18 protein-coding genes and 1 riboswitch are annotated in these 18,595 nt (G+C 68.7%); of the genes, 13 read left to right on the forward strand and 5 right to left on the reverse strand.

Annotated features, from left to right (window positions below; translation table 11 throughout):
- The first annotated feature begins 80 nt into the window (after positions 1-80).
- The 4 genes from AC3WQY_RS08335 (at position 81) to AC3WQY_RS08350 (ending at position 3,905) form a co-directional block, all read left to right on the forward strand.
- A complete protein-coding gene (locus AC3WQY_RS08335; RefSeq protein WP_492707377.1) occupies positions 81-1,649 on the forward strand; it encodes a methyl-accepting chemotaxis protein in 1,569 nt (522 codons plus the stop codon).
- A 17-nt stretch (positions 1,650-1,666) separates the two neighbouring features.
- Positions 1,667-1,741: riboswitch (SAM riboswitch) on the forward strand.
- Positions 1,742-1,800: 59 nt separating this feature from the next.
- Positions 1,801-2,934, forward strand: a complete 1,134-nt coding sequence (gene metX / locus AC3WQY_RS08340; RefSeq protein ID WP_285234114.1) for a homoserine O-succinyltransferase MetX — start codon at positions 1,801-1,803, stop codon at positions 2,932-2,934.
- Positions 2,931-3,515 carry a methionine biosynthesis protein MetW gene (gene metW / locus AC3WQY_RS08345; RefSeq protein ID WP_285234113.1) on the forward strand — a complete coding sequence of 195 codons (585 nt, stop codon included), beginning with the start codon at positions 2,931-2,933 and terminating at the stop codon, positions 3,513-3,515. The genes metX and metW overlap by 4 nt, the downstream gene beginning before the upstream one ends.
- A 21-nt stretch (positions 3,516-3,536) precedes the next feature.
- Positions 3,537-3,905: a VOC family protein gene (locus AC3WQY_RS08350; protein ID WP_492707379.1), complete on the forward strand. Its 369-nt coding sequence runs from the start codon at positions 3,537-3,539 to the stop codon at positions 3,903-3,905.
- A gap of 7 nt (positions 3,906-3,912) precedes the next feature.
- Here the strand turns inward: AC3WQY_RS08350 and AC3WQY_RS08355 are convergent, their stop codons facing one another.
- The gene (locus AC3WQY_RS08355; RefSeq protein WP_492707381.1) at positions 3,913-4,875 is read right to left on the reverse strand and encodes a M14 family metallopeptidase; all 963 of its coding nucleotides are present in this window, start codon (positions 4,873-4,875) and stop codon (positions 3,913-3,915) included.
- A 164-nt stretch (positions 4,876-5,039) separates the two neighbouring features.
- Here AC3WQY_RS08355 and AC3WQY_RS08360 point away from each other — a divergent pair, with 164 nt between their 5' ends.
- From AC3WQY_RS08360 to AC3WQY_RS08370, 3 genes are read left to right on the forward strand one after another with little or no spacing between them, the layout of a single operon-like run.
- Positions 5,040-5,576 (forward strand): Spy/CpxP family protein refolding chaperone, encoded by a 537-nt coding sequence (locus AC3WQY_RS08360; RefSeq protein ID WP_492707383.1) that lies wholly within the window; start codon positions 5,040-5,042, stop codon positions 5,574-5,576.
- A gap of 5 nt (positions 5,577-5,581) precedes the next feature.
- The gene (locus tag AC3WQY_RS08365; protein WP_492707385.1) at positions 5,582-6,298 is read left to right on the forward strand and encodes a response regulator; all 717 of its coding nucleotides are present in this window, start codon (positions 5,582-5,584) and stop codon (positions 6,296-6,298) included.
- On the forward strand, positions 6,298-7,509 hold the full coding sequence (locus tag AC3WQY_RS08370) for an ATP-binding protein (RefSeq protein WP_492707387.1): 1,212 nt from the start codon (positions 6,298-6,300) through the stop codon (positions 7,507-7,509). The genes AC3WQY_RS08365 and AC3WQY_RS08370 overlap by 1 nt, the downstream gene beginning before the upstream one ends.
- Here the strand turns inward: AC3WQY_RS08370 and AC3WQY_RS08375 are convergent.
- Positions 7,506-8,342 (reverse strand): enoyl-CoA hydratase-related protein, encoded by an 837-nt coding sequence (locus AC3WQY_RS08375; protein ID WP_492707389.1) that lies wholly within the window; start codon positions 8,340-8,342, stop codon positions 7,506-7,508. The genes AC3WQY_RS08370 and AC3WQY_RS08375 overlap by 4 nt on opposite strands.
- Positions 8,343-8,473: 131 nt before the next feature.
- Here AC3WQY_RS08375 and AC3WQY_RS08380 point away from each other — a divergent pair, with 131 nt between their 5' ends.
- From AC3WQY_RS08380 to AC3WQY_RS08390, 3 genes are all read left to right on the forward strand, one after another.
- A complete protein-coding gene (locus AC3WQY_RS08380) occupies positions 8,474-9,337 on the forward strand; it encodes an alpha/beta hydrolase (RefSeq protein ID WP_492707391.1) in 864 nt (287 codons plus the stop codon).
- Positions 9,338-9,380: 43 nt separating this feature from the next.
- Complete coding sequence (locus AC3WQY_RS08385) at positions 9,381-10,856, forward strand: M20 family metallopeptidase (RefSeq protein ID WP_492707393.1); 1,476 nt, start codon at positions 9,381-9,383, stop codon at positions 10,854-10,856.
- 68 nt (positions 10,857-10,924) lie between these two features.
- Complete coding sequence (locus AC3WQY_RS08390; protein ID WP_285234104.1) at positions 10,925-11,878, forward strand: LysR family transcriptional regulator; 954 nt, start codon at positions 10,925-10,927, stop codon at positions 11,876-11,878.
- On the opposite strand, the gene AC3WQY_RS08395 is transcribed toward AC3WQY_RS08390, so the two are convergent.
- Positions 11,875-12,915, reverse strand: coding sequence for an aminoglycoside phosphotransferase family protein (locus tag AC3WQY_RS08395; protein ID WP_492707395.1), 1,041 nt, complete (start codon positions 12,913-12,915; stop codon positions 11,875-11,877). The genes AC3WQY_RS08390 and AC3WQY_RS08395 overlap by 4 nt on opposite strands.
- Positions 12,916-13,101: 186 nt before the next feature.
- Between AC3WQY_RS08395 and AC3WQY_RS08400 the strand changes: the two genes are divergently transcribed.
- From AC3WQY_RS08400 to rsmA, 3 genes are read left to right on the forward strand one after another with little or no spacing between them, the layout of a single operon-like run.
- Entirely contained in the window at positions 13,102-15,438 is a 2,337-nt protein-coding gene (locus AC3WQY_RS08400; protein ID WP_285234102.1) for an LPS-assembly protein LptD, read from the forward strand.
- On the forward strand, positions 15,431-16,768 hold the full coding sequence (locus AC3WQY_RS08405; protein ID WP_492707398.1) for a peptidylprolyl isomerase: 1,338 nt from the start codon (positions 15,431-15,433) through the stop codon (positions 16,766-16,768). Before AC3WQY_RS08400 ends, AC3WQY_RS08405 begins: the two co-directional genes overlap by 8 nt.
- Entirely contained in the window at positions 16,768-17,526 is a 759-nt protein-coding gene (gene rsmA, locus AC3WQY_RS08410; RefSeq protein ID WP_492707400.1) for a 16S rRNA (adenine(1518)-N(6)/adenine(1519)-N(6))-dimethyltransferase RsmA, read from the forward strand. Before AC3WQY_RS08405 ends, rsmA begins: the two co-directional genes overlap by 1 nt.
- Positions 17,527-17,753: 227 nt before the next feature.
- On the opposite strand, the gene AC3WQY_RS08415 is transcribed toward rsmA, so the two are convergent.
- Positions 17,754-18,149 (reverse strand): barstar family protein, encoded by a 396-nt coding sequence (locus tag AC3WQY_RS08415; RefSeq protein WP_285234099.1) that lies wholly within the window; start codon positions 18,147-18,149, stop codon positions 17,754-17,756.
- 44 nt (positions 18,150-18,193) lie between these two features.
- Positions 18,194-18,544 (reverse strand): guanyl-specific ribonuclease, encoded by a 351-nt coding sequence (locus tag AC3WQY_RS08420; protein WP_285234098.1) that lies wholly within the window; start codon positions 18,542-18,544, stop codon positions 18,194-18,196.
- Positions 18,545-18,595: the final 51 nt, after the last annotated feature.

Raw genomic sequence — 18,595 nt, forward strand, 5'->3', positions numbered from 1 at the left:
ATCGCCAGCGCTCGGACATAGGATCAACGTGCCTTGAGCCCGGCGCCTATGAGGCTCGAACCATGGAACGGGGAGCTACCATGGACTTGATGAAGTGGATGCGGCACTTCACGATACGCACGCGCATGCAGGGTGCGATCGCGATGGTGCTGGGCATGTTTGCCCTGGTCGGCCTGACCGGTCTGTTCGGTGGCCAGCAGCTGAAGAGCCTCAACACGGCCTTCATGGATCACTCGATCAGGCAACTCACCGCGCTCGCGCAGATCCGCGCCTCGCTGGCCGAGGTGCGCCTGTGGGAAAAGGAGATGGTGATCAACTACGAGGACGGCGTGACGGTGCTGAAGGCGCGCGAGCGCTGGCAGGCCGCCATCGTCGCCACCCGCAAGGGCCTGGAGCAGATGCTGGAGGGGGAGGAAGATGCCGGCAACCCGATCGCGCGCGAGGCCATCCAGCTGATGGACGACTACGCCAAGGCCTCGGGCCCGGTGCTGATCCAGATCCAGGATGGCGGCTTCGATACCGCCCGCGTGGCCGACCGCATGCTGGGCCGTGCCAAGGGTTTCATGACCCAGGTGGAAGAGCGCGTCAACAAGATCGCGCAGCTGATCGAGACCGAGTCCGGCAACACGCAGCAGGCCTTCGGCAAGACCATGAGCAACATCACCAGCGTCTTCCTGGCGGTGCTGGCCCTGGTGGTGCTGGCGGTGGTGCCGCTGACGCTGATGAACTCGGCCTCCATCACCAGCCCGATCAGCTATGCGCGCACGGTGGCGCAGGCGATCGCGGCGGGCGACCTGAACCGCCAGATCCGCGTCGAGGGCCGCGACGAGGCCGCCGACCTGCTGGGCGCGCTGCACAGCATGCAGGAATCGCTGCGCAAGCTGGTGGGCGAGGTGCGCGCGTCCTCCTCGCACATCGAGACCGCCAGCACCGAGGTGGCGGCCGGCAACCAGGATCTGAGCCAGCGCACCGAGCAGGCGGCCTCGAATCTGCAGAGCACCGCCAGCTCGATGGAGCAGCTTACCGGCGGCGTGCGCGACAGCGCCGACTCGGCCATGACGGCCAAGCAGCTGGCCAGTTCGGCCGCCCAGGTGGCGCAGCGCGGCGGCGAGGTGGTGGCGCGGGTGGTCAGCACCATGGACGAGATCAACAGCAGCTCGCGCCGCATCGGCGACATCATCGGAGTGATCGACGGCATCGCCTTCCAGACCAATATCCTGGCCCTGAATGCCGCGGTGGAGGCGGCGCGCGCCGGCGAACAGGGGCGCGGCTTTGCGGTGGTGGCCGGCGAGGTGCGCTCACTGGCCCAGCGTTCGGCCGAGGCGGCGCGCGAGATCAAGGCGCTGATCGGTGCCAGCGTCGAGCGCGTGGACGTGGGGGCCAAGCTGGTGAAGGACGCCGGCGCCACCATGGACGAAATCGTGGCCTCGGTGCAGCGTGTCAGCGACATCGTCGGCGAGATCGCCACCGGCACCTCCGACCAGAGCCAGCGCATTGGCCAGGTGAATGGTGCGGTGACGCGGCTCGACCAGATGACGCAGCAGAACGCGGCGCTGGTGGAACAGTCGGCGGCGGCGGCCGAGAGCCTGCGCGAGCAGTCGAGGCGTCTGGCCGAGGCGGTCTCGCAGTTCCACCTCGATCAGGGCTGAGCCGCCGCTTCTATAATCCGGCCCATAGCGCCGATTTGTTCCGGATTGCGGGCGCTCTAAAAATGCCGCTAAAAGGGCGTCCGCAGGCCAGCAGCTTCCGGCGTCCGCAATGATCGAGGCGGCGCCGGATTTGTTTTTCTGAGGGCATGAGATGGGTCAGCTAGGGGCGGTGACGCCACAGCGCATGAGCTTCGCGCAGCCGCTGCCGCTGCGCAGCGGCGCACAGATACGCGACTACGAACTGGTCTACGAGACCTATGGCCAGCTGAATGCGGCGCGCAGCAATGCGGTGCTGGTCTGCCATGCGCTGAACGCCAGCCACCATGTGGCCGGGGTCTACGCGGGCGAGGACAAGAGCGAGGGCTGGTGGGACAACCTGGTAGGCCCGGGCAAGCCGCTGGACACCGACAAGTTCTTCGTCATCGGCATCAACAACCTCGGCTCCTGCTTTGGCTCCACCGGGCCCATGCATAGCAACCCGGACACCGGCCGCGTCTACGGTGCGGATTTCCCGGTGGTGACGGTGCAGGACTGGGTGGATGCCCAGGCGCGCGTGCTCGACCAGCTGGGCATCACCCAGCTGGCCGCCGTGCTGGGCGGCTCGCTGGGCGGCATGCAGGCGCTGGATTGGGCGCTGCGCTACCCGGCGCGGCTGCGCCACTGCATCGCCATCGCCACCGCGCCCTGTCTGTCGGCGCAGAACATCGCCTTCAACGAGGTGGCGCGCCGCGCCATCATCACCGACCCCGATTTCCACGGCGGCCATTTCTACCAGCATGGCGTGGTGCCCAAGCGCGGCCTGCGCGTGGCGCGCATGATCGGCCACATCACCTACCTCAGCGACGATGTGATGGAGCAGAAGTTCGGACGCCAGATGCGCGCCGCCGAACTGGGCTATTCGACCCAGGACATCGAGTTCCAGATCGAGAGCTATCTGCGCTACCAGGGCGACAAGTTCAGCGACTACTTCGACGCCAACACCTATCTGCTGATCACGCGCGCGCTCGACTATTTCGACCCGGCGCGCGAACAGGGCGGCGACCTCTCGCGCACCTTTGCCAGCGCGCGCTGCAAGTTCCTGCTCGCCAGCTTCACGACCGACTGGCGCTTCTCGCCGGCGCGCTCGCGCGAGATCGTCAAGGCCCTGCTCGACAACAAGCTCGATGTCTCCTATGCGGAGATCGACGCACCGCATGGCCACGATGCCTTCCTGCTGGAGGATCCGCGCTACCACGGCGTGCTGCGCGCCTACTTCCAGCGCATTGCCGGCGAGGTGGTGGCATGAGCGCGCAGGCCGTGATGGAGACGATCGCCGCCCTGGTGCCCGAGGGCGCGCGCGTGCTGGACCTGGGCTGCGGCACCGGCGAGCTGCTCGCCTACCTGAAGCAGCACCGCGGCTGCAGCGGCTATGGCGTGGAGCTGGACGACGCCAACCTGCTCGCCTGCGTGCAGCGCGGCGTGAACGCGATCCAGCTGAACCTCGAAGAGGGCCTGTCGATCTTCGAGGACCAGAGCTTCGATGTGGTGCTGCAACTGGAGACCCTGCAGCATCTGCGCAATACCGAGCTGATGCTGCGAGAGACCGCGCGCGTGGGCCGCATCGGCATCGTCAGCTTCCCCAATTTCGCGCATTGGCCCAATCGCCTGCAGGTGCTGCTGGGCCGCATGCCGGTGACGCGCGTGCTGCCCTACGAGTGGTACGACACGCCCAATATCCGCGTCGGCACCTATGCCGACTTCGAGGTGCTGGCGCGCAAGAACCGGCTCAATATCCTGGACAGCTTCGGCATCCAGGAGGGCAGGGTGGTGCGCAACATGCCAAACTTGCTCGCCAGCATGGCCGTGTTCAAATTTGATCGAGGTTGAACCACTTCACGGGAGCTTTGCATGATCGGCTACACCACCCTGGGCACCAACGACCTGCCGCGCGCCGCGGCCTTCTACGACGAGTTGTTCGCCGTCATCGGCGTCAAGCGCATGATGGATTTCGGCCGCGGCTATGCCTGGGGCACGGGCATGGACAAGCCCGGCTTCGGCGTGATGCTGCCCTTCGACGGCCAGCCGGCCACGGTCGGCAATGGCGTGATGGTGGCCCTGGTGGTGGACAGCCAGGACAAGGTCAAGGCCCTGCATGCCAAGGCCCTGGCCCTGGGCGGTAAGGACGAGGGCGCACCCGGCGCGCGTGGCGAAGGCTTCTATGCCGCTTACTTCCGCGATCTGGACGGCAACAAGCTGAATGCCTTCTGTGTAGGCTGATCGCGCCTCAGCTTTCGAAACGCCCGAGCCGCACCATGGTGTTGCCAGGTAGGCCGTGCTTCATCGAGGGCATCACCAGCACGGTGTTGTCGAACTCGGTGCTGAAAATGGTCTCGCCGTCCTGCGCATAGGGCGTGCCGGCCCGGGCGATCACGTCCAGGCCGCGCACCGGGAACAGGAAATGGAAGTCGCTGCTCAGCGCCGTCACGGCCTGGTTGACGCGGATGCGGTGCTGCAGCGCCGGCAGCGGCAGGCGCAGGCGCGCCTCGGCCCAGGCCGCATCCACCATGCTGGTGAGGCGCAGAAAGCGCAGCAAGCCGTCGATCGCCACCTCCACCGCGCTGCGCTCCCAATGCTGGCCGCACTCGATCAGCAGCGCATTCTTCGGGCTGGCCGGATCGCCGAAGCCGCCGCGGTCGCGCATGCGCAGGCCCGAGGGGTGGCCGGTGTCGATCAGCAGATCGCCGGGCATGCCCAGCCGGCAGGCGAAGTCGGCGCCCTTGTCGAGCAGGCCGCACACCATCAGCGGCCTGCAGGCATCCTGCATCGAGTGAATGTCGAACAGGACGTCAGCCGCGTCGACAAAGGGCTGCAGCTGGCGCGCGCGGCGCAGCTCCAGCGAATCGCGCGGGCCGAACAGCACCGCGTCGGCCCAGACCCGGTTCAGGTCTTCGTCCACGCAGCGCGAGGCGTTCGGGTCGGCCGGGTCGAAGCGCTCGAAGGCGGCCACATTGGCAAAGCTGAGGATCAGCCTGCCCTGCAGGGGCTGCAGGCTGCGGCCCATGCCCTGCTGGAACAGCCAGTCGAGCGCGAGCGCGCCGCACAGCTCGTTGCCATGGGTGAGCGCCTGCACCATCACCGTGGGGCCGGGCCGGCCGGAGTCCAGCACATGGACGTAATCGACGCCGCTGGCGCTGTGGCGATAGGGGCTGATGTCGGGTGGCAGCAGTTCGATCGGGGCTTCGCTCATGGCCCAGCATCATGCCGTACAAATCTTTACCGCGATCACATGGGGCTGCGAGCTGGGCGCTCCACAGTGGCGACATGACCAGGCGGCCCCGGCCTCCTGGCTGCAATCGGTGAGGGCGCCACAATGGGCGGCCTGCACCGCTTGGATTGTTGTTTCCCCTTGCTATGAAAGTCACCATCATGGACAACAGCCCATCCGCCTCCACCCCCGCGCGCCGCTCGCTGGGCCGCTTCTTCAAGGGCAGCGTGATCGCCGCCTTCGTGGCCGGTGCCGCGCTCACCGCCGGCGTTGCCGCGGTGGCCAGCGGCGCGCCGCATCTGCACGGGCGCCATGCCATCGGCAGCCCGGAGCAGGCCGCCAAGCATGTGGACCGCATGCTGGCCCGGCTCTACAGCGAGCTCAACGTCAACGCGGCGCAGCAGACCCAGATCGATCCGCTCGTGAAGCAGGCCGTCACCGACCTGCTGCCCTTGCACCAGCAGCTGCACGAGGCCCATACCCAGGCCCTGCAGTTGCTGGCCCAGACACCGCTGGACCGCAACGCGCTGGAGCAGGCGCGCCAGCGCCATCTGCAGCTGGCCGACCAGGCCTCGCGCCGCCTGGTGCAGCTGGTGGCCGATGTGGGGGACCAGCTCACGCCGGCGCAGCGCCAGCAGCTGGTCGACCATCTGGGCAAGCACCACGCGCCCAAGCAGGGCTGACGCCGATGCTGGAAGCCGGCCCCGCGCGCGCCCACGAACAGCTCCTGGTCGTGGAAGACGATCCGGCGCTGGCCGAGATGCTCGGCGAGTATCTCGGTGCGGCCGGCTACCGGGTCAGCGTGGCCGGGCTGGGCAGTGCGGCCCTGGAGGCGCTGGCCCGGCAGGCCTTCGACGCGGTGCTGCTGGACCTCAGCCTGCCCGATATGGACGGGCTGGACCTGTGCCGCCAGCTGCGCGCGCGCTCCGACGTGCCGGTGCTGATGCTCACCGCGCGCGGCGACGCCTTCGATCGCGTGGTCGGGCTGGAGATCGGTGCCGACGATTACCTCGCCAAGCCCTTCGTGCCGCGCGAGCTGCTGGCGCGGCTGCGCGCCATCCTGCGGCGCCGCCACGGCGGCCTGCTGCCGGCCGACCAGCCGCTGCGCTTCGGCCGCCTGGAGATCGACCCGGCGGCGCGCGCCGCCTACCTGGACGGCGCGGTGTGCGAGCTCTCGGCCAGCCAGTTCAGCCTGCTGCTGGCGCTGGCCCAGAACGCCGGCCGCGTGCTCTCGCGCGAACGCCTGCTGGACCTGATGACGGGCGAGAAACTGGAGGCCAGCGACCGCAGCATCGACCTGCATATGTCGCGCCTGCGCGCCGCCATCGAGACCGATCCCAAGCAGCCGCGCCGCATCATCACCGTGCGCGGCAGCGGCTATGTGTTCGCGAGGCAGCAAGACTGATGCTGAATCGCCTGTTGCCCCGGCTCTATCTGCGCTTCTACCTGGCGCTGCTGGCCTGCCTGATCGTGCTGGCCCTGGTGAGCGTGGCGCTGTGGCACCGCGAGGGCGGGCCCATGGACGTGGCCCTGCAGCTGATGGGCCGGCTGGTGCAGAACGCCCTGCCCGCGGCCGCGGCGCCGCCGGCCGAGCAGCAGGCCGGCCTGCAGCGCCTGGCCGAGGGTGTGAGCGAGCATGCCACGCTCTATGACGCGCAGGGCCAGACCCTGGCCCAGGTCGGCCAGGCGCCGCCGGGCCGGCGCTGGGGGCGCTACCGCCTGCCGCTGCCCGATGGGCGCGTGCTGCTGGTGCGCCTGCGTTGGGCCCTCGGACCGCCCGCGCTGGGCCTGGGCCTGCATGGCGTGATGCTGCTGCTTGCGCTGCTGGTGGGCCTGCTGGCATTTCCCATCGTGCGCCAGCTGACGCGCCGGCTCGAACGCCTGCAGCAGGGGGTGGAGCGCCTGGGGGCGGGCGAACTCTCGGCGCGCGTGGCGGTGGAGGGGCGCGACGAGGTGGCGCGCCTGGCCCAACGCTTCAATGACGCGGCCGAGCGCATCGAACAGCTGGTGGGCGCGCACAAGACCCTCTTGGCCCATGCCTCGCACGAGCTGCGCACGCCGCTCACGCGCATCCAGCTGGCGCTGGAGCTGGTGAAGGACGCGGTGGAGCCGCGCCGGCGTGCCGGGATGGAACAGGACATTGCCGAGCTGGACCGCCTGATCGACGAGATCCTGCTGGCCAGCCGGCTGGACGCGGTGAACGAGCCGCTGCAGCTGGAGGAGCTGGACCTGCTGGCGCTGGCGGCCGAGCTGGCCGCCGCGCACGCCGAGGTGCAACTCGAAGGCGCAAGCCTGCCACTGCGCGCGGATGCGCGCCTGCTGCGGCGCCTCTTGCGCAATCTGCTGGAGAACGCCGAGCGGCATGGCCAGCCGCCCACGCGGTTGCAGCTCAGCGCGAGTGGCGGCGAAGCCGTCATCCGCGTCAGCGACGCCGGCCCGGGCGTGCCCGAGGCGCAGCGCGAAGCGGTGTTCGAACCCTTCTACCGCGGCGACACGCGCGCCACGGGCTCGGGCCTGGGGCTGGCGCTGGTGCGCCAGATTGCGCAGCGCCATGGTGGATCGGCGGTCTGCGAGGGCCAGGCCTTCGTGATCCGCCTGCCGCTGCACAGGCCCTAGATCTTGGCGATCTCGGCCAGCGGCGCGAAGCCGGCCGGCTGCTTCATCTTCCAGGCCATGATGGCGCGGCCCATTTCCTCGGTGTCGAAGATGGCGCTCTGCAGCACCGTCATATGCGCCAGCGAGGCGTCCACGCCATGGTCGCGCGCATGGTTCAGCGCCGCCTTGCTGCCGGCCACCGCCAGCGGCGACTTGGCGGCGATATTGCGCGCCAGGCCCAGCACATGCTCCAGCAGCGCGGCCTGATCGGGCAGCACCGCGTTCACCAGGCCCAGGGCCAGCGCGCGCTCGGCGGGCAGGCGCTCGCCGGTATAGGCCATCTCGCGCGCCGCGCCCTGGGGCATGAGTTTTTGCAGGCGCTGCAGCACGCCCAGGTCGGCCGCCATGCCGATCACCGTCTCCTGGATGGTGAAGAAGGCGTCGGCCGTGCAATAACGCATGTCGCAGGCGGCGGCCAGGTCGAGCGCGCCGCCGATGCAGCCGCCCTGCACGGCGCACAGCACCGGGAAGCGCACCTCGTCGAGGACGCTGAAGCAAGCCATCAGGCGGCGCAGCGAGGTCTGGAAGCTCAGGCGCGTGCGCGCGCTGCCGGTGTCCAGCATCGCGCCCTGGCCGGCGAAGGTATCCAGCGCCATGCCGGCGCTGAAATGCTTGCCGGTGGATGAGATCACCAGCACGCGCGTCTCGCCCGCGTCGTCGAGCGCGCGCACCGCGTCGCGCAGCGCCGGGAAGAAGCGCGGGCTCATGGTGTTCATGCGCTCGGGCTGGTTGAACTGCAGATGCGCCAGGCCCGGCTCCGGCTGGCTCAGGGTGAAGAATTCGTTGTTGCTCATGGGGTCTCCTTGTCCGGAGCGCAGCCTAGGCCCTGCGGCCTAGAGCTGTCTATCCAATCCGGGACAGGGTTTCCCGCGCCTGGGGGAAGCCCCGGGGTGGCGGCCGGGGTGGCGTCCCTACACTGCCAGCCATGCGACCCCTGACGACCCACGACGGCCTGCCCCTGCATTGGCGCCAATGGACCAAACCCGGCATCGATCCCGCGCGCGGCACGGTGCTGATCGTGCATGGCCTGGGTGAGCATATCGGCCGCTACGAGCAGGTGGCGGCGCGCCTGAATCAATGGGGCTGGCATGTGGTGGGCTACGACCAGCGCGGCCATGGCGCCTCGGGCGGCGCGCGCGGCGATGTGCCCGACGAGCTCAGCCTGATGCACGATCTGGCCCTGGTGATCGACCAGACCCGTGGCGACGAGGTGCTGGGCCGCGGCCCGCTGGTGATGCTGGGCCACAGCATGGGCGGCATGGTGGCGGCGCGCTTTGCCGCCGGTGGCCTGCTGGGCACCGCGGCCGGCAGCCTGCCGGCCTGGTTCCGCCCGCTCGACGCCCTGGTGCTGAGCTCGCCGGCGCTGGACCCCGGCATGTCCGCGTTCCAGAAGCTGCTGCTGACGGTGGCCCTGCCGCTGCTGCCGCACCTGGCCGCCGGCAACGGGCTCAAGCCCAGCTGGATCTCGCGCGATGCGGCGGTGGTGCAGGCCTATGTGCAGGACCCGCTGGTACACAAGCACATCACGCCGACGCTGGCGCGCAGCATCGTCGATGGCGGCGAGCTGGTGCGCGACCAGGCCGAGGCCTGGACCCTGCCGACTCTGGTGCTGTGGGCCGGCAGCGATCGCTGCGTCTCGCCCGAGGGCAGCGCCGATTTCGTGGCCGCCGCACCGCCGGCGGTGGTGCAGGGCCATGTCTTCCCGGCCCTCTACCACGAGATCTTCAATGAGCCCGAGAAGGAGCAGGTGTTCGAGCGCCTGCAGACCTGGCTGGAGTCCAAGTTCTAGAATCTCTGCTTCAGGCGAGTTACCCCTCGCGAGGAGACATGAGATGAACGCACGTGATCCGTTGCTGCCGCTGCAGGCCGATGAGGCCAGCGCCCTGGGTGACTACGCCGCCCGCATGTGGGACGAGGAGATCGTCCCGGCACTGACCCAGTACATCGCCATCCCGGCCAAGAGCCCGATGTTCGACGCCGACTGGGCAGCCAACGGCCACATCGAGAAGGTGTTGCGCGACGCCGCCAGCTGGGTGGAGAGCAAGAGGGTCGCCGGCCTCACGCTCGAGGTGATCCGCCTGCCCGGTCGCACGCCGGTGATCTTCTTCGAGGTGCCCGCCACCAAGGCCGGCTCGGACGAGACCATCGTGCTCTACGGCCACCTCGACAAGCAGCCCGAGTTCAATGGCTGGCGCGCCGACCTGGGCCCCTGGACGCCCAAGTACGAGGACGGCAAGCTCTATGGCCGCGGCGGCGCCGACGACGGCTACGCGGTCTACGCCTCGCTCACCGCCATCATGGCGCTGGACAAGCAGGGCATCCCGCGCCCGCGCTGCGTCGGCATCATCGAGACCTGCGAGGAGAGCGGCTCCTACGATCTGCCCGCCTATATCGAGCTGCTGAAGGAACGCCTGGGCAAAGTCTCGCTGGTGGTGTGCCTGGATTCGGGCGCCGGCAATTACGAGCAGCTCTGGCTCACCACCTCGCTGCGCGGCATGGTGTCGGGCGTGCTGAAGGTGGAGGTGCTGACCGAAGGCATCCACAGCGGCGACGGCTCGGGCGTGGTGCCTTCCAGCTTCCGCATCCTGCGCCAGGTGCTGGACCGCCTGGAAGATTCCAAGACTGGCAATCTGCTGCCCGAGAGCTTCCACTGCGAGATCCCCGGCGTGCGCCTGGAACAGGCCAAGGCCACCGCCGCCATCCTGGGCGAAGAGGTCTACAAGCGCCTGCCCTGGGCCTGCGGTGCCGATGGCGGCTCGGTGCTGCCGGTCACCACCGATCCGGTGCAGGTGCTGCTCAACCGCACCTGGAAGCCGACCCTGTCGGTGGTGGGGGTGGACGGCTTCCCCGAGCTCAAGAACGCCGGCAATGTGCTGCGCCCCTACACCGCCTTCAAGCTCTCGCTGCGCCTGCCGCCGCTGGTGGATGGCAACGAGGCGGCGCTGCGCCTGAAGGCCCTGCTGGAGGACAACGCGCCCTACAACGCCAAGGTCACTTTCGTGCCCGATGGCCGCGCGGGTGCCTATGGCGCTACCGGCTGGAACACGCCCGAGCTGAGCCCCTGGCTGTCGCAGGCGGTCAATGCGGCCAGCGTGACGCATTTCGGCGCGCCGGTGGGCTATATCGGACAGGGCGGCACGATCCCGCTGATGAGCATGCTGCAAAAGGGCTTCCCGAGCGCGCAGATGATGGTCTGCGGCGTGCTGGGCCCCAAGAGCAATGCCCATGGCCCCAACGAGTTCCTGCACGTGCCCTATGGCAAGCGCCTGACCGCCGCGGTAGCCCAGGTGATGGCTGCCCACCCCTGATAAGCTGCACGGCACAGACGTTCCAAGCCCGGCTCTGTCCGGGCTTTGTTTTTGGCGGGGGAGCCAGCATGGATCAGCTCAAGGCCTTGCGCGTGTTCGTGCGCGTCATCGACGACGGCAGCTTTGCCGGCGCCGCGCGTTCGCTCGATCTGGCGCCCGCGGTGGTGACGCGCCTGGTGGCCGAGCTGGAGGAGCACCTGGGCGCACGCCTGATCAACCGCACCACCCGCCGGCTGGCGCTGACCGAGGTGGGCGAGGCCTATCTGGAGCGCGCCCGCCGCATCCTGGCCGAAGTGGAAGAGGCCGAAGCCCTGGCCTCGGCCTCCACCAACGAGCCGCGTGGCCATCTGCGCGTGCTGGTGCCGCCGGCGATCGCCGTGCACCAGCTCGCCAAGCACCTGGCGCGCTTTCACCAGCAGTACCCGCACATCACGCTGGAGCTGCATTCGCCCGGCCCGGTGGACACGCTGGACGAGGCCTTCGACATCACCATCCTGAGTTCGCGCCATCCGCTCGAGGGCGACTATGTGGCGCGCCGCCTGGCGCGCACCGAGGTCATCATGTGCGCCGCACCCGAGTACCTGGAGAGCCATGGCCGGCCCCAGCATCCGCGCGATCTGAAAGGGCATGACGCGATGCTGCCGCCGATGTCGGAGCTGCAGCGCGGCATCGTGTTCCTGCGTGGCGGCCATGACGACGACACGGTGCAGGACTCCTTCACCGGGGTGCCGAACCGGCCGGTGCTGAGCACCGCCTCGATCGACACCAACTATTCGGCCACCCTGCATGGGCTGGGCATTGCCGGCCTGCCGTCCTTCGTGATTGCCGACGCCCTGCTGGAAGGGGCGCTGGAGCGCGTGCTGCCCGAATGGCGGCTGTTCAGCTTCACGATCTGGGCGGCCATGCCCACGCGCAAGTTCGTGCCGGCGCGCACGCGCGCCTTCCTCGACTTCCTGCTCAGCGTGTTCGGCGGCGAGGACCGCGACCCCTGGCTGGCGGCCGCGGGCTGCCCCTCACCCTAGCGCAGGCTGAAGCCGGTCTGCGTGAGCCCGCCGCGCAGGTCCTCCAGCAAATGGGTCAGCGGCGAGAACTCGATATAGCGCGTCGACACCTTGGTGGCATAGGCGAACAGGCGCGGCAGATCCTCGGCATAGGCGGGCTTGCCGTCGCGGTGCTTGAGGCGGCAGAAGATGCCCATCATCTTCAGGTGGCGCTGCAGACCGCTCCATTCCAGCGCCTTCCAGAACTCGCCGAAATCGGCGTCGATCGGCAGCCCGGCCTTGCGCGCCTGCTCCCAGTAGCGGATCGCCCAATCGAGCTCGCGCTCTTCGTCCCAGGAGATGAAGGCATCGCGCAGCAGCGAGGCCATGTCGTAGGCGATCGGGCCGCGCACCGCGTCCTGGAAGTCCAGGATGCCCGGCGCGCCCTCCGCCACCATCAGGTTGCGCACCATGTAGTCGCGGTGCATGGCCAGCTGCGGCTGGGCGAGGACGTTGTTCACCAGCTGCTGGCTGACATGGTCCCACCACTTGAGCTGGGTGGCCGACCATTGCTTGCCGAACTCGGCCTGCACGCACCAGTCGACGAAGATCTGCAGCTCGCGACGCACAAAGGCCTCGTCATAGACGGGCAGCCGGCCGGCATCGCCGCGCTGCTGCCATTGCACCAGGCTGCCGATGGCGGCGCGCATCAGGCGGTCGGCCTCGGCCGCGCTGGCGCCCTGCAGGGCTTGCAGATAGGTCTGGGGCCCCAAGTCGGTGATGAGGGCAAAGCCCTCGGCCGCGTCGGCGGCCAGCACCTCGGGCACGCGCAGGCCGCATTCGGCCATGTGCGCGGCCAGCGCCAGATAGGGGCGCACATCGTTGCCGGGCGGCGGCGCGTCCATCACCAGCAACTCGCCACCGGCGGCGCGCCGGATGCGGAAGTAGCGCCGCGTGCTGGCATCGCTGCCGGCCTCGGCCAGCGTGTCCGGCAACAGGCCATGGGCCTCGACCAGGGGCTGCAGCCAGCGGCAGAAGCGCTCGTGGCGGGCGGGGTCGGGCCAGAACTTGGGGTGCATGAAGAAAAGAGGCTGAAGAGGCGATGAAGGGCCGAGCACGGCTCACGCCGGGGCTCATGGATAATGAATTCTACAAACCGTCCCGTCCGCCACCGGCGCGAGGATGCCCCCTGAAGACGTCCCACACCCGTGCTGCGCCCCCAATCCGCCCGCCCATCTGCCTCGCCCCTGCCTCGCCTGAGCCTCATGTGCCTCGGCCTGCTGGCGGCCGGGCTGACGCAGGCGCAGGGCCTGGATGAACAGGGCCTGAGCTTGCGGCCGATCCGCCAGCTGCTGCCGGTGGCGCGCGGCCTCACGCGGCCCGCCATGGTGCTGAGCGCGCGCCAGCTGAGCAGCCACATCTCGCAGACCTCGGTGGCCGAGGGTGCCGCCGAGCTGCGCTATGGCGAGCTGCTGCTGAGTTCGGACCGCATCAGCTACGACCAGGTGCAGGATCTCGCCCGCGCGCAAGGGCAGGTGGAGCTGCGCCACCAGGGTTCGCTGGTGCGCGGCCCCAGCCTGCAGCTGTTCGTGCAGCGTTTCGAGGGCGAGATGCTGGACCCCAGCTACTTCTTCTCGCAGACCGGCGGCAGCGGCCACGCCAAGCGCATCCAGTTCCTCGACGCCCAGCGCGTGCGCGCCGAGGCGGCCACCTACAGCAGCTGCCCGGCCGACGAGAGCGGCCAGGCGCGGGCCTGGGAGCTGCGCATGGACAGCCTCAGCATGGACTTCGAGAACAACGAGGGCCTGGCCAAGGGCGCGGTGCTGCGCTTCTACGGCGTGCCCATCCTGGCCGCGCCGGCCTTGAGCTTCCCGGTGGGCGACCAGCGCAAGTCGGGCTGGCTGCCGCCCGACATCAACCTCGACAACCGCAGCGGCCTCGAGCTGGGCCTGCCTTACTACTGGAATATCGCGCCGCAGCGCGATGCCACCTTCCTACCCTTTGTGATGACGCGGCGCGGCCCCGGGGTGGACAGCGAGTTCCGCTATCTGGAGCCCAGCCATGGCGGCAGCATCAACTTCGCCTGGCTGCCGCACGACCGCGAGGCCGGGCGCCAGCGCTGGGATCTGCGCCTGGCGGGCGAGGGCCAGCTGGGTGCGGGGCTGCAGTTCCGGCTGAGCTCCGAGCGGGTCTCGGACGACGAGTACTGGAAGGATCTGCCGCGGCGCGTCAACAGCCTCACCAAGCGCCTGCTCGCCACCGATCTGCAGCTGCAGCGCGACTTTGCCTATGGCTGGGGCGAGGGCCAGGCCTATGCAAGGGTGCAGCGCTGGCAGCCGCTGCAGGGCCTGGACACGCTCACGCGCTTTGAAGCGCCCTACCAGCGCTCGCCCCAGATCGGCGTGCGCCTCAACAGCCAGGCCGACGATCTGGTGCTGGCCGGCTATCTGCCCTGGGGCCGGCGTGCGCGCCTGGAGGGCGGGCTGGAGCTCGAGTACAACCGCTTCGACCTGCCGGCCCAGGCCCTGGCCAGCCAGTCGCAGCAGACCGGCGAGCGCGCCCATCTGCTGGCGCACCTGAGCCTGCCGCTGGGCACCGCGGCCTGGTGGCTGATCCCCCGGCTGTCGCTGAACGCCGCCAGCTACCGCGTCGACCAGCCGCTCAGCAACGGCGCGCGCTCGATCGGGCGCAGCATCCCGACCTTCAGCATCGACCATGGCTGGGTGTTCGAGCGCCCGACCCAGCTGTTCGGTCGCAGCCTGACCCAGACCCTGGAGCCGCGCGCGCTCTACGTCAACACGCCCTACCGCGACCAGACGGCGGTGCCCAATTTCGACGCCGCGGCGAAGGACTTCAATTTCGATTCGATCTACGCCGAGAACCCGTTCTCGGGTGTGGACCGGGTTGCCGATGCGCGCCAGCTGACGCTGGGCGCGACCTCGCGCTGGGTCGACACCGGCCAGGGTGAGGAGCTGCTGCGCCTGGGCCTGGTGCAGCGCTTCCTGTTCCGCGACCAGCGCATCACCGCCGATGGCGGCGAGCCGGCCGGCCAGCGCTTCTCCGACGTGCTGCTGCTGGGCTCGGCCCATCTGAGCCGCGCCTGGTGGCTGGATGCGGCCATGCAGTTCAATGCCGACAACGGCCGGGCGGTACGCTCGGTGCTGCGCACGCGCTACTCCCCCGGCCCCTTCCGCACCCTCAGCGCGGCCTACCGGCTGGTGTCGGGCCAGAGCGAGCAGATCGAGCTGGGCTGGCAATGGCCCTTGTGGGGCACCGCCGACGCGGGGCGTGCGCGCTCGGCCTCGTCCTGCCAGGGCGCCTGGTACAGCGCCGGCCGGGTGCAGTACAGCATGCGCGACAAGCGCCTGACCGATTCGGTGGTGGGCGTGGAGTACGACGCCGGCTGCTGGATCCTGCGTGCCGGCGTCGAGCGGCTTTCCACCGGCTTTGCCGAAACCAACACCCGGCTGATGCTGCAGATCGAGCTGGTGGGCCTGTCCCAGCTGGGCTCGAATGCGCTCAAGGTCTTGAGAGACAATATTCCCGGTTACCGACCCCTGAGCTCGGACAAGCTCGGACGCCTTGAAGCTTCCTATGACTGAATTGTCGATACGCAATCTGACCCTTGCCTGCGCCCTGAGCGTGGCCGGCATCGCGGCCGCCGAGGCCCAGGTGGGCGCCAGCGTCCCAAGCAATGTCCAACTGCGGCCGGGCGACTACATCGCCGCCGTGGTGAATTCCGATGTGGTGGCGGCCAGCGAGGTCCTGCAGCGTACCGAGCGCCTGCGCGACGATGCCAAGCGCCGCGGCGAGGCCATGCCGGTGACCGAGACCCTGCGCAAGCAGGCGCTCGAGGCCCTCATCGAGGACCGCGTGCTGGTGACCTATGCGCGCGAGAACGGCCCCAAGGTGGACGAGCCCGAACTCGACCGCGTGGTGGCCAATGTGGCGGCGCAGAACAAGCTGACGCTGGAGCAGCTGCGCGAGCGCCTCAAGACCGAGGGCATCGACTACCGCACCTTCCGCGAGAACCTGCGCGACCAGATGCTCACCGAGCGGGTGCGTGAGCGCGAGGTGCAGGGCCGCATCCGCATCACCGATGGCGAGATCGACAAGTACCTGGACGAGCGCCAGGCCGCCTTCGCCAAGAACGCCCAGCTCAATATTGCCCAGATCCTGGTGACGGTGCCCGAGGGCGCCAGTGCCAGCGTCGAGGCCGAGCGCCGTGCGCGCGCGGAAGGCGCGCTGGCACGCATCAAGGCGGGCGAGGATTTCGGTGCGGTGGCGAAGGAAATCTCCGAGGACAGCAACAAGCTGCGCGGCGGCGAAATCGGCCTGCGCGCGTCCGACCGCCTGCCCGATCTGTTCGTGGCGACGGTCAACGGCCTCAAGGCCGGTGAGGTCGCGCCGCAGCTGCTGCGCTCGGGCGCCGGCTTTCACCTGCTCAAGCTGATCGATCGCCTGGACGGCAGCGTGGCCAACCAGGTCACGCAGACGCGTGCGCGCCATGTGCTGCTGCGGCCCTCGGCCCAGCTCAATGCCGAACTGGCGGCGCGCCGCCTGAACGAGTTCAAGCGCAATATCGAGGCCGGCAAGACGAGCTTCGAGCAGGTGGCGAAGGAGAACTCCGAGGACGGCAGCGCCGCCGACGGTGGCGAGCTCGGCTGGGCCTCGCCCGGCGGCTTCGTGCCCGAATTCGAGGACGCCATGAACGCCCTGCCGCTCGGCGGCATCTCGGCCCCGGTGCTGTCGCGTTACGGCCTGCACCTGATCCAGGTGCTGGAGCGCCGCACCGTGGCGGTGGAGGCCAAGCAGCTGCGCGAGCAGGCGCGCGGCGCGCTGCGCGAGCGCAAGTACGACCATGCCTATGGTGAATGGGTCAAGGACCTGCGCGCCAAGGCCTTCGTCGAAGTGCGCGAGTGGCTGGACTGATGGCCCAGCACATTGCGCGCAAGCGCTTCGGTCAGCACTTCCTGACCGACCGGGTCATCATCGAGGCCATCGTCGACGCCATCGATCCGCAGCCCGGCGAGGCCATGGTCGAGATCGGCCCCGGCCTGGGTGCGATGACCTTGCCGCTGCTGGCGCGCATCAAGCCGCTCACCGTGATCGAGCTGGACCGCGACCTGGCGGCCCGTCTGCGCCAGCGCGAGGACCTGGTGGTGGTGGAGTCCGACGTGCTGAAGGTGGACTTCGCCGCCCTGGCCGCCGAGCGCGGCCAGAAGCTGCGGGTGGTGGGCAATCTGCCCTACAACATTTCCACCCCCATCCTGTTCCATCTGCTCGACTTCGTGGAGCAGGTGCAGGACCAGCACTTCATGCTGCAAAAGGAAGTGGTCGATCGCATGGCCGCCGCACCCGGCTGCAAGGATTACGGACGCCTCTCGGTGATGCTGCAGTGGCGCTACCAGATCGAGTCGATCCTGGACGTGCCGCCCGAGTCCTTCGACCCGCCGCCGCGGGTGGATTCGGCGATCGTGCGCATGCTTCCCTATGCCGAGCCGGTGCAGCTGGATCGCCAGCTGTTCGGCGAAATGGTGGCGGCGGCGTTCTCGCAGCGCCGCAAGCTGCTGCGTCACAGCCTGGGTGTGTGGCTGGCGCAGCGCGGTTTTACGGGCCAGTTCGACCTGCAGCGGCGCGCCGAGGAGGTGCCGGTGCGGGAATTCATCGCGCTGGCGCAAAGCCTCTGAGCAAAACAAAAGGGGCCCGCGGGCCCCTTTGCTGCTGTACTGAGCCTGGGCTCAGGCGGCGCTCAACCACATCGCGGTATCGAAGGCGCTGCTCATCATTGGCATATTCATGCCGAAGTTTGGATTGGCGTTGGGCTTGTTGCTGCTGCTCTTGGCTGCAGGCTTCACAGTAACGCTCGGGGCCACCTCAGTAGCCCGCTCCCATGACCCGTTTTCTTGGGAGCGGGCTACTGAAAAGAATAGAAGCACCGGAACTGGACCTTGCGATCGGCCCAGTAATCGGCCGCGTCTCGGAACACATCGAGCAACTGCTCGCGCGCCTCGCGGTCGAACTTGATGCTGTCGGGGATCTGCTCCAGCACCACCACAAAGCCGGGTTGCGCGCCCGACTTGTGCACGAGGTCGGTCATGCAGTCGTACAGCGCGTCCAGGTTCTTGCCGAAGTGGGCGGGAAACAGGAAGGCCTGGGCAATCCCTTCGAGCACGTCCTGCTTCGACTCGGCGTCGGTCAGGTTGGCATACAGGAAATGCTGGCCCGCATCCTGTGCGGCTTGCATCAAGTCCTCTACGCGATAGGCCCTTATGGCCTGCACGATATTGGGACGGACGGTCTGCAAAAGCATGGTCGCGATCCTCCTATATAGTCACAGAACTTTGTGGCCGCCGATCACGGCGCGATCTTTCGGAAGCTCGCGTAATGGTCGTCGGTGTAATAGCAAACCTCAGGCTTCGTGGGCGGCGTGCCACCACATACCAGACGCCGCGCGCCCCGGTTCCGGGCGCCTGGCGTTCTGACGGTATATTCGTGGTAGTAGCCCCTCGCCCGTGGCGGCAGTCTGCGTTCGCGATTGCCAAACACGACGCCATCCTTGGCTTGCGGGAAAGGTCCCCCGGCGAGTACCAGACGGTGCGTGGTTTGGGCTTCGGGCGGCAAGGCCGTCAAAGCGACCGTGTCTTGCGCTGCGGTGGAATCCTTGAACGATTCCCTGGCATTGGCTGGGCCTGCCAGCCCCAACATCGCCACCAGAGCGACTGCTGAGCCTAGCTTGTGCCACAGTGGCCACGCCGG

This window comes from Roseateles sp. FW301-B2 (assembly GCF_058788955.1).

What these genes read in the sequence shown, in the direction of transcription:
- AC3WQY_RS08390 (WP_285234104.1), top strand. Translation starts at nt 10,925, where the DNA reads ATGGATCAGCTCAAGGCCTTGCGCGTGTTCGTGCGCGTCATCGACGAC.
- AC3WQY_RS08365 (WP_492707385.1), top strand. Translation starts at nt 5,582, where the DNA reads ATGCTGGAAGCCGGCCCCGCGCGCGCCCACGAACAGCTCCTGGTCGTG.
- metW (WP_285234113.1), top strand. Translation starts at nt 2,931, where the DNA reads ATGAGCGCGCAGGCCGTGATGGAGACGATCGCCGCCCTGGTGCCCGAG.
- AC3WQY_RS08370 (WP_492707387.1), top strand. Translation starts at nt 6,298, where the DNA reads ATGCTGAATCGCCTGTTGCCCCGGCTCTATCTGCGCTTCTACCTGGCG.
- AC3WQY_RS08360 (WP_492707383.1), top strand. Translation starts at nt 5,040, where the DNA reads ATGAAAGTCACCATCATGGACAACAGCCCATCCGCCTCCACCCCCGCG.
- AC3WQY_RS08355 (WP_492707381.1), bottom strand. Translation starts at nt 4,875, where the DNA reads ATGAGCGAAGCCCCGATCGAACTGCTGCCACCCGACATCAGCCCCTAT.
- AC3WQY_RS08350 (WP_492707379.1), top strand. Translation starts at nt 3,537, where the DNA reads ATGATCGGCTACACCACCCTGGGCACCAACGACCTGCCGCGCGCCGCG.
- AC3WQY_RS08395 (WP_492707395.1), bottom strand. Translation starts at nt 12,915, where the DNA reads ATGCACCCCAAGTTCTGGCCCGACCCCGCCCGCCACGAGCGCTTCTGC.
- AC3WQY_RS08335 (WP_492707377.1), top strand. Translation starts at nt 81, where the DNA reads ATGGACTTGATGAAGTGGATGCGGCACTTCACGATACGCACGCGCATG.
- AC3WQY_RS08415 (WP_285234099.1), bottom strand. Translation starts at nt 18,149, where the DNA reads ATGCTTTTGCAGACCGTCCGTCCCAATATCGTGCAGGCCATAAGGGCC.
- AC3WQY_RS08420 (WP_285234098.1), bottom strand. Translation starts at nt 18,544, where the DNA reads ATGTTGGGGCTGGCAGGCCCAGCCAATGCCAGGGAATCGTTCAAGGAT.
- AC3WQY_RS08400 (WP_285234102.1), top strand. Translation starts at nt 13,102, where the DNA reads ATGTGCCTCGGCCTGCTGGCGGCCGGGCTGACGCAGGCGCAGGGCCTG.
- metX (WP_285234114.1), top strand. Translation starts at nt 1,801, where the DNA reads ATGGGTCAGCTAGGGGCGGTGACGCCACAGCGCATGAGCTTCGCGCAG.
- AC3WQY_RS08380 (WP_492707391.1), top strand. Translation starts at nt 8,474, where the DNA reads ATGCGACCCCTGACGACCCACGACGGCCTGCCCCTGCATTGGCGCCAA.
- rsmA (WP_492707400.1), top strand. Translation starts at nt 16,768, where the DNA reads ATGGCCCAGCACATTGCGCGCAAGCGCTTCGGTCAGCACTTCCTGACC.
- AC3WQY_RS08405 (WP_492707398.1), top strand. Translation starts at nt 15,431, where the DNA reads ATGACTGAATTGTCGATACGCAATCTGACCCTTGCCTGCGCCCTGAGC.
- AC3WQY_RS08385 (WP_492707393.1), top strand. Translation starts at nt 9,381, where the DNA reads ATGAACGCACGTGATCCGTTGCTGCCGCTGCAGGCCGATGAGGCCAGC.
- AC3WQY_RS08375 (WP_492707389.1), bottom strand. Translation starts at nt 8,342, where the DNA reads ATGAGCAACAACGAATTCTTCACCCTGAGCCAGCCGGAGCCGGGCCTG.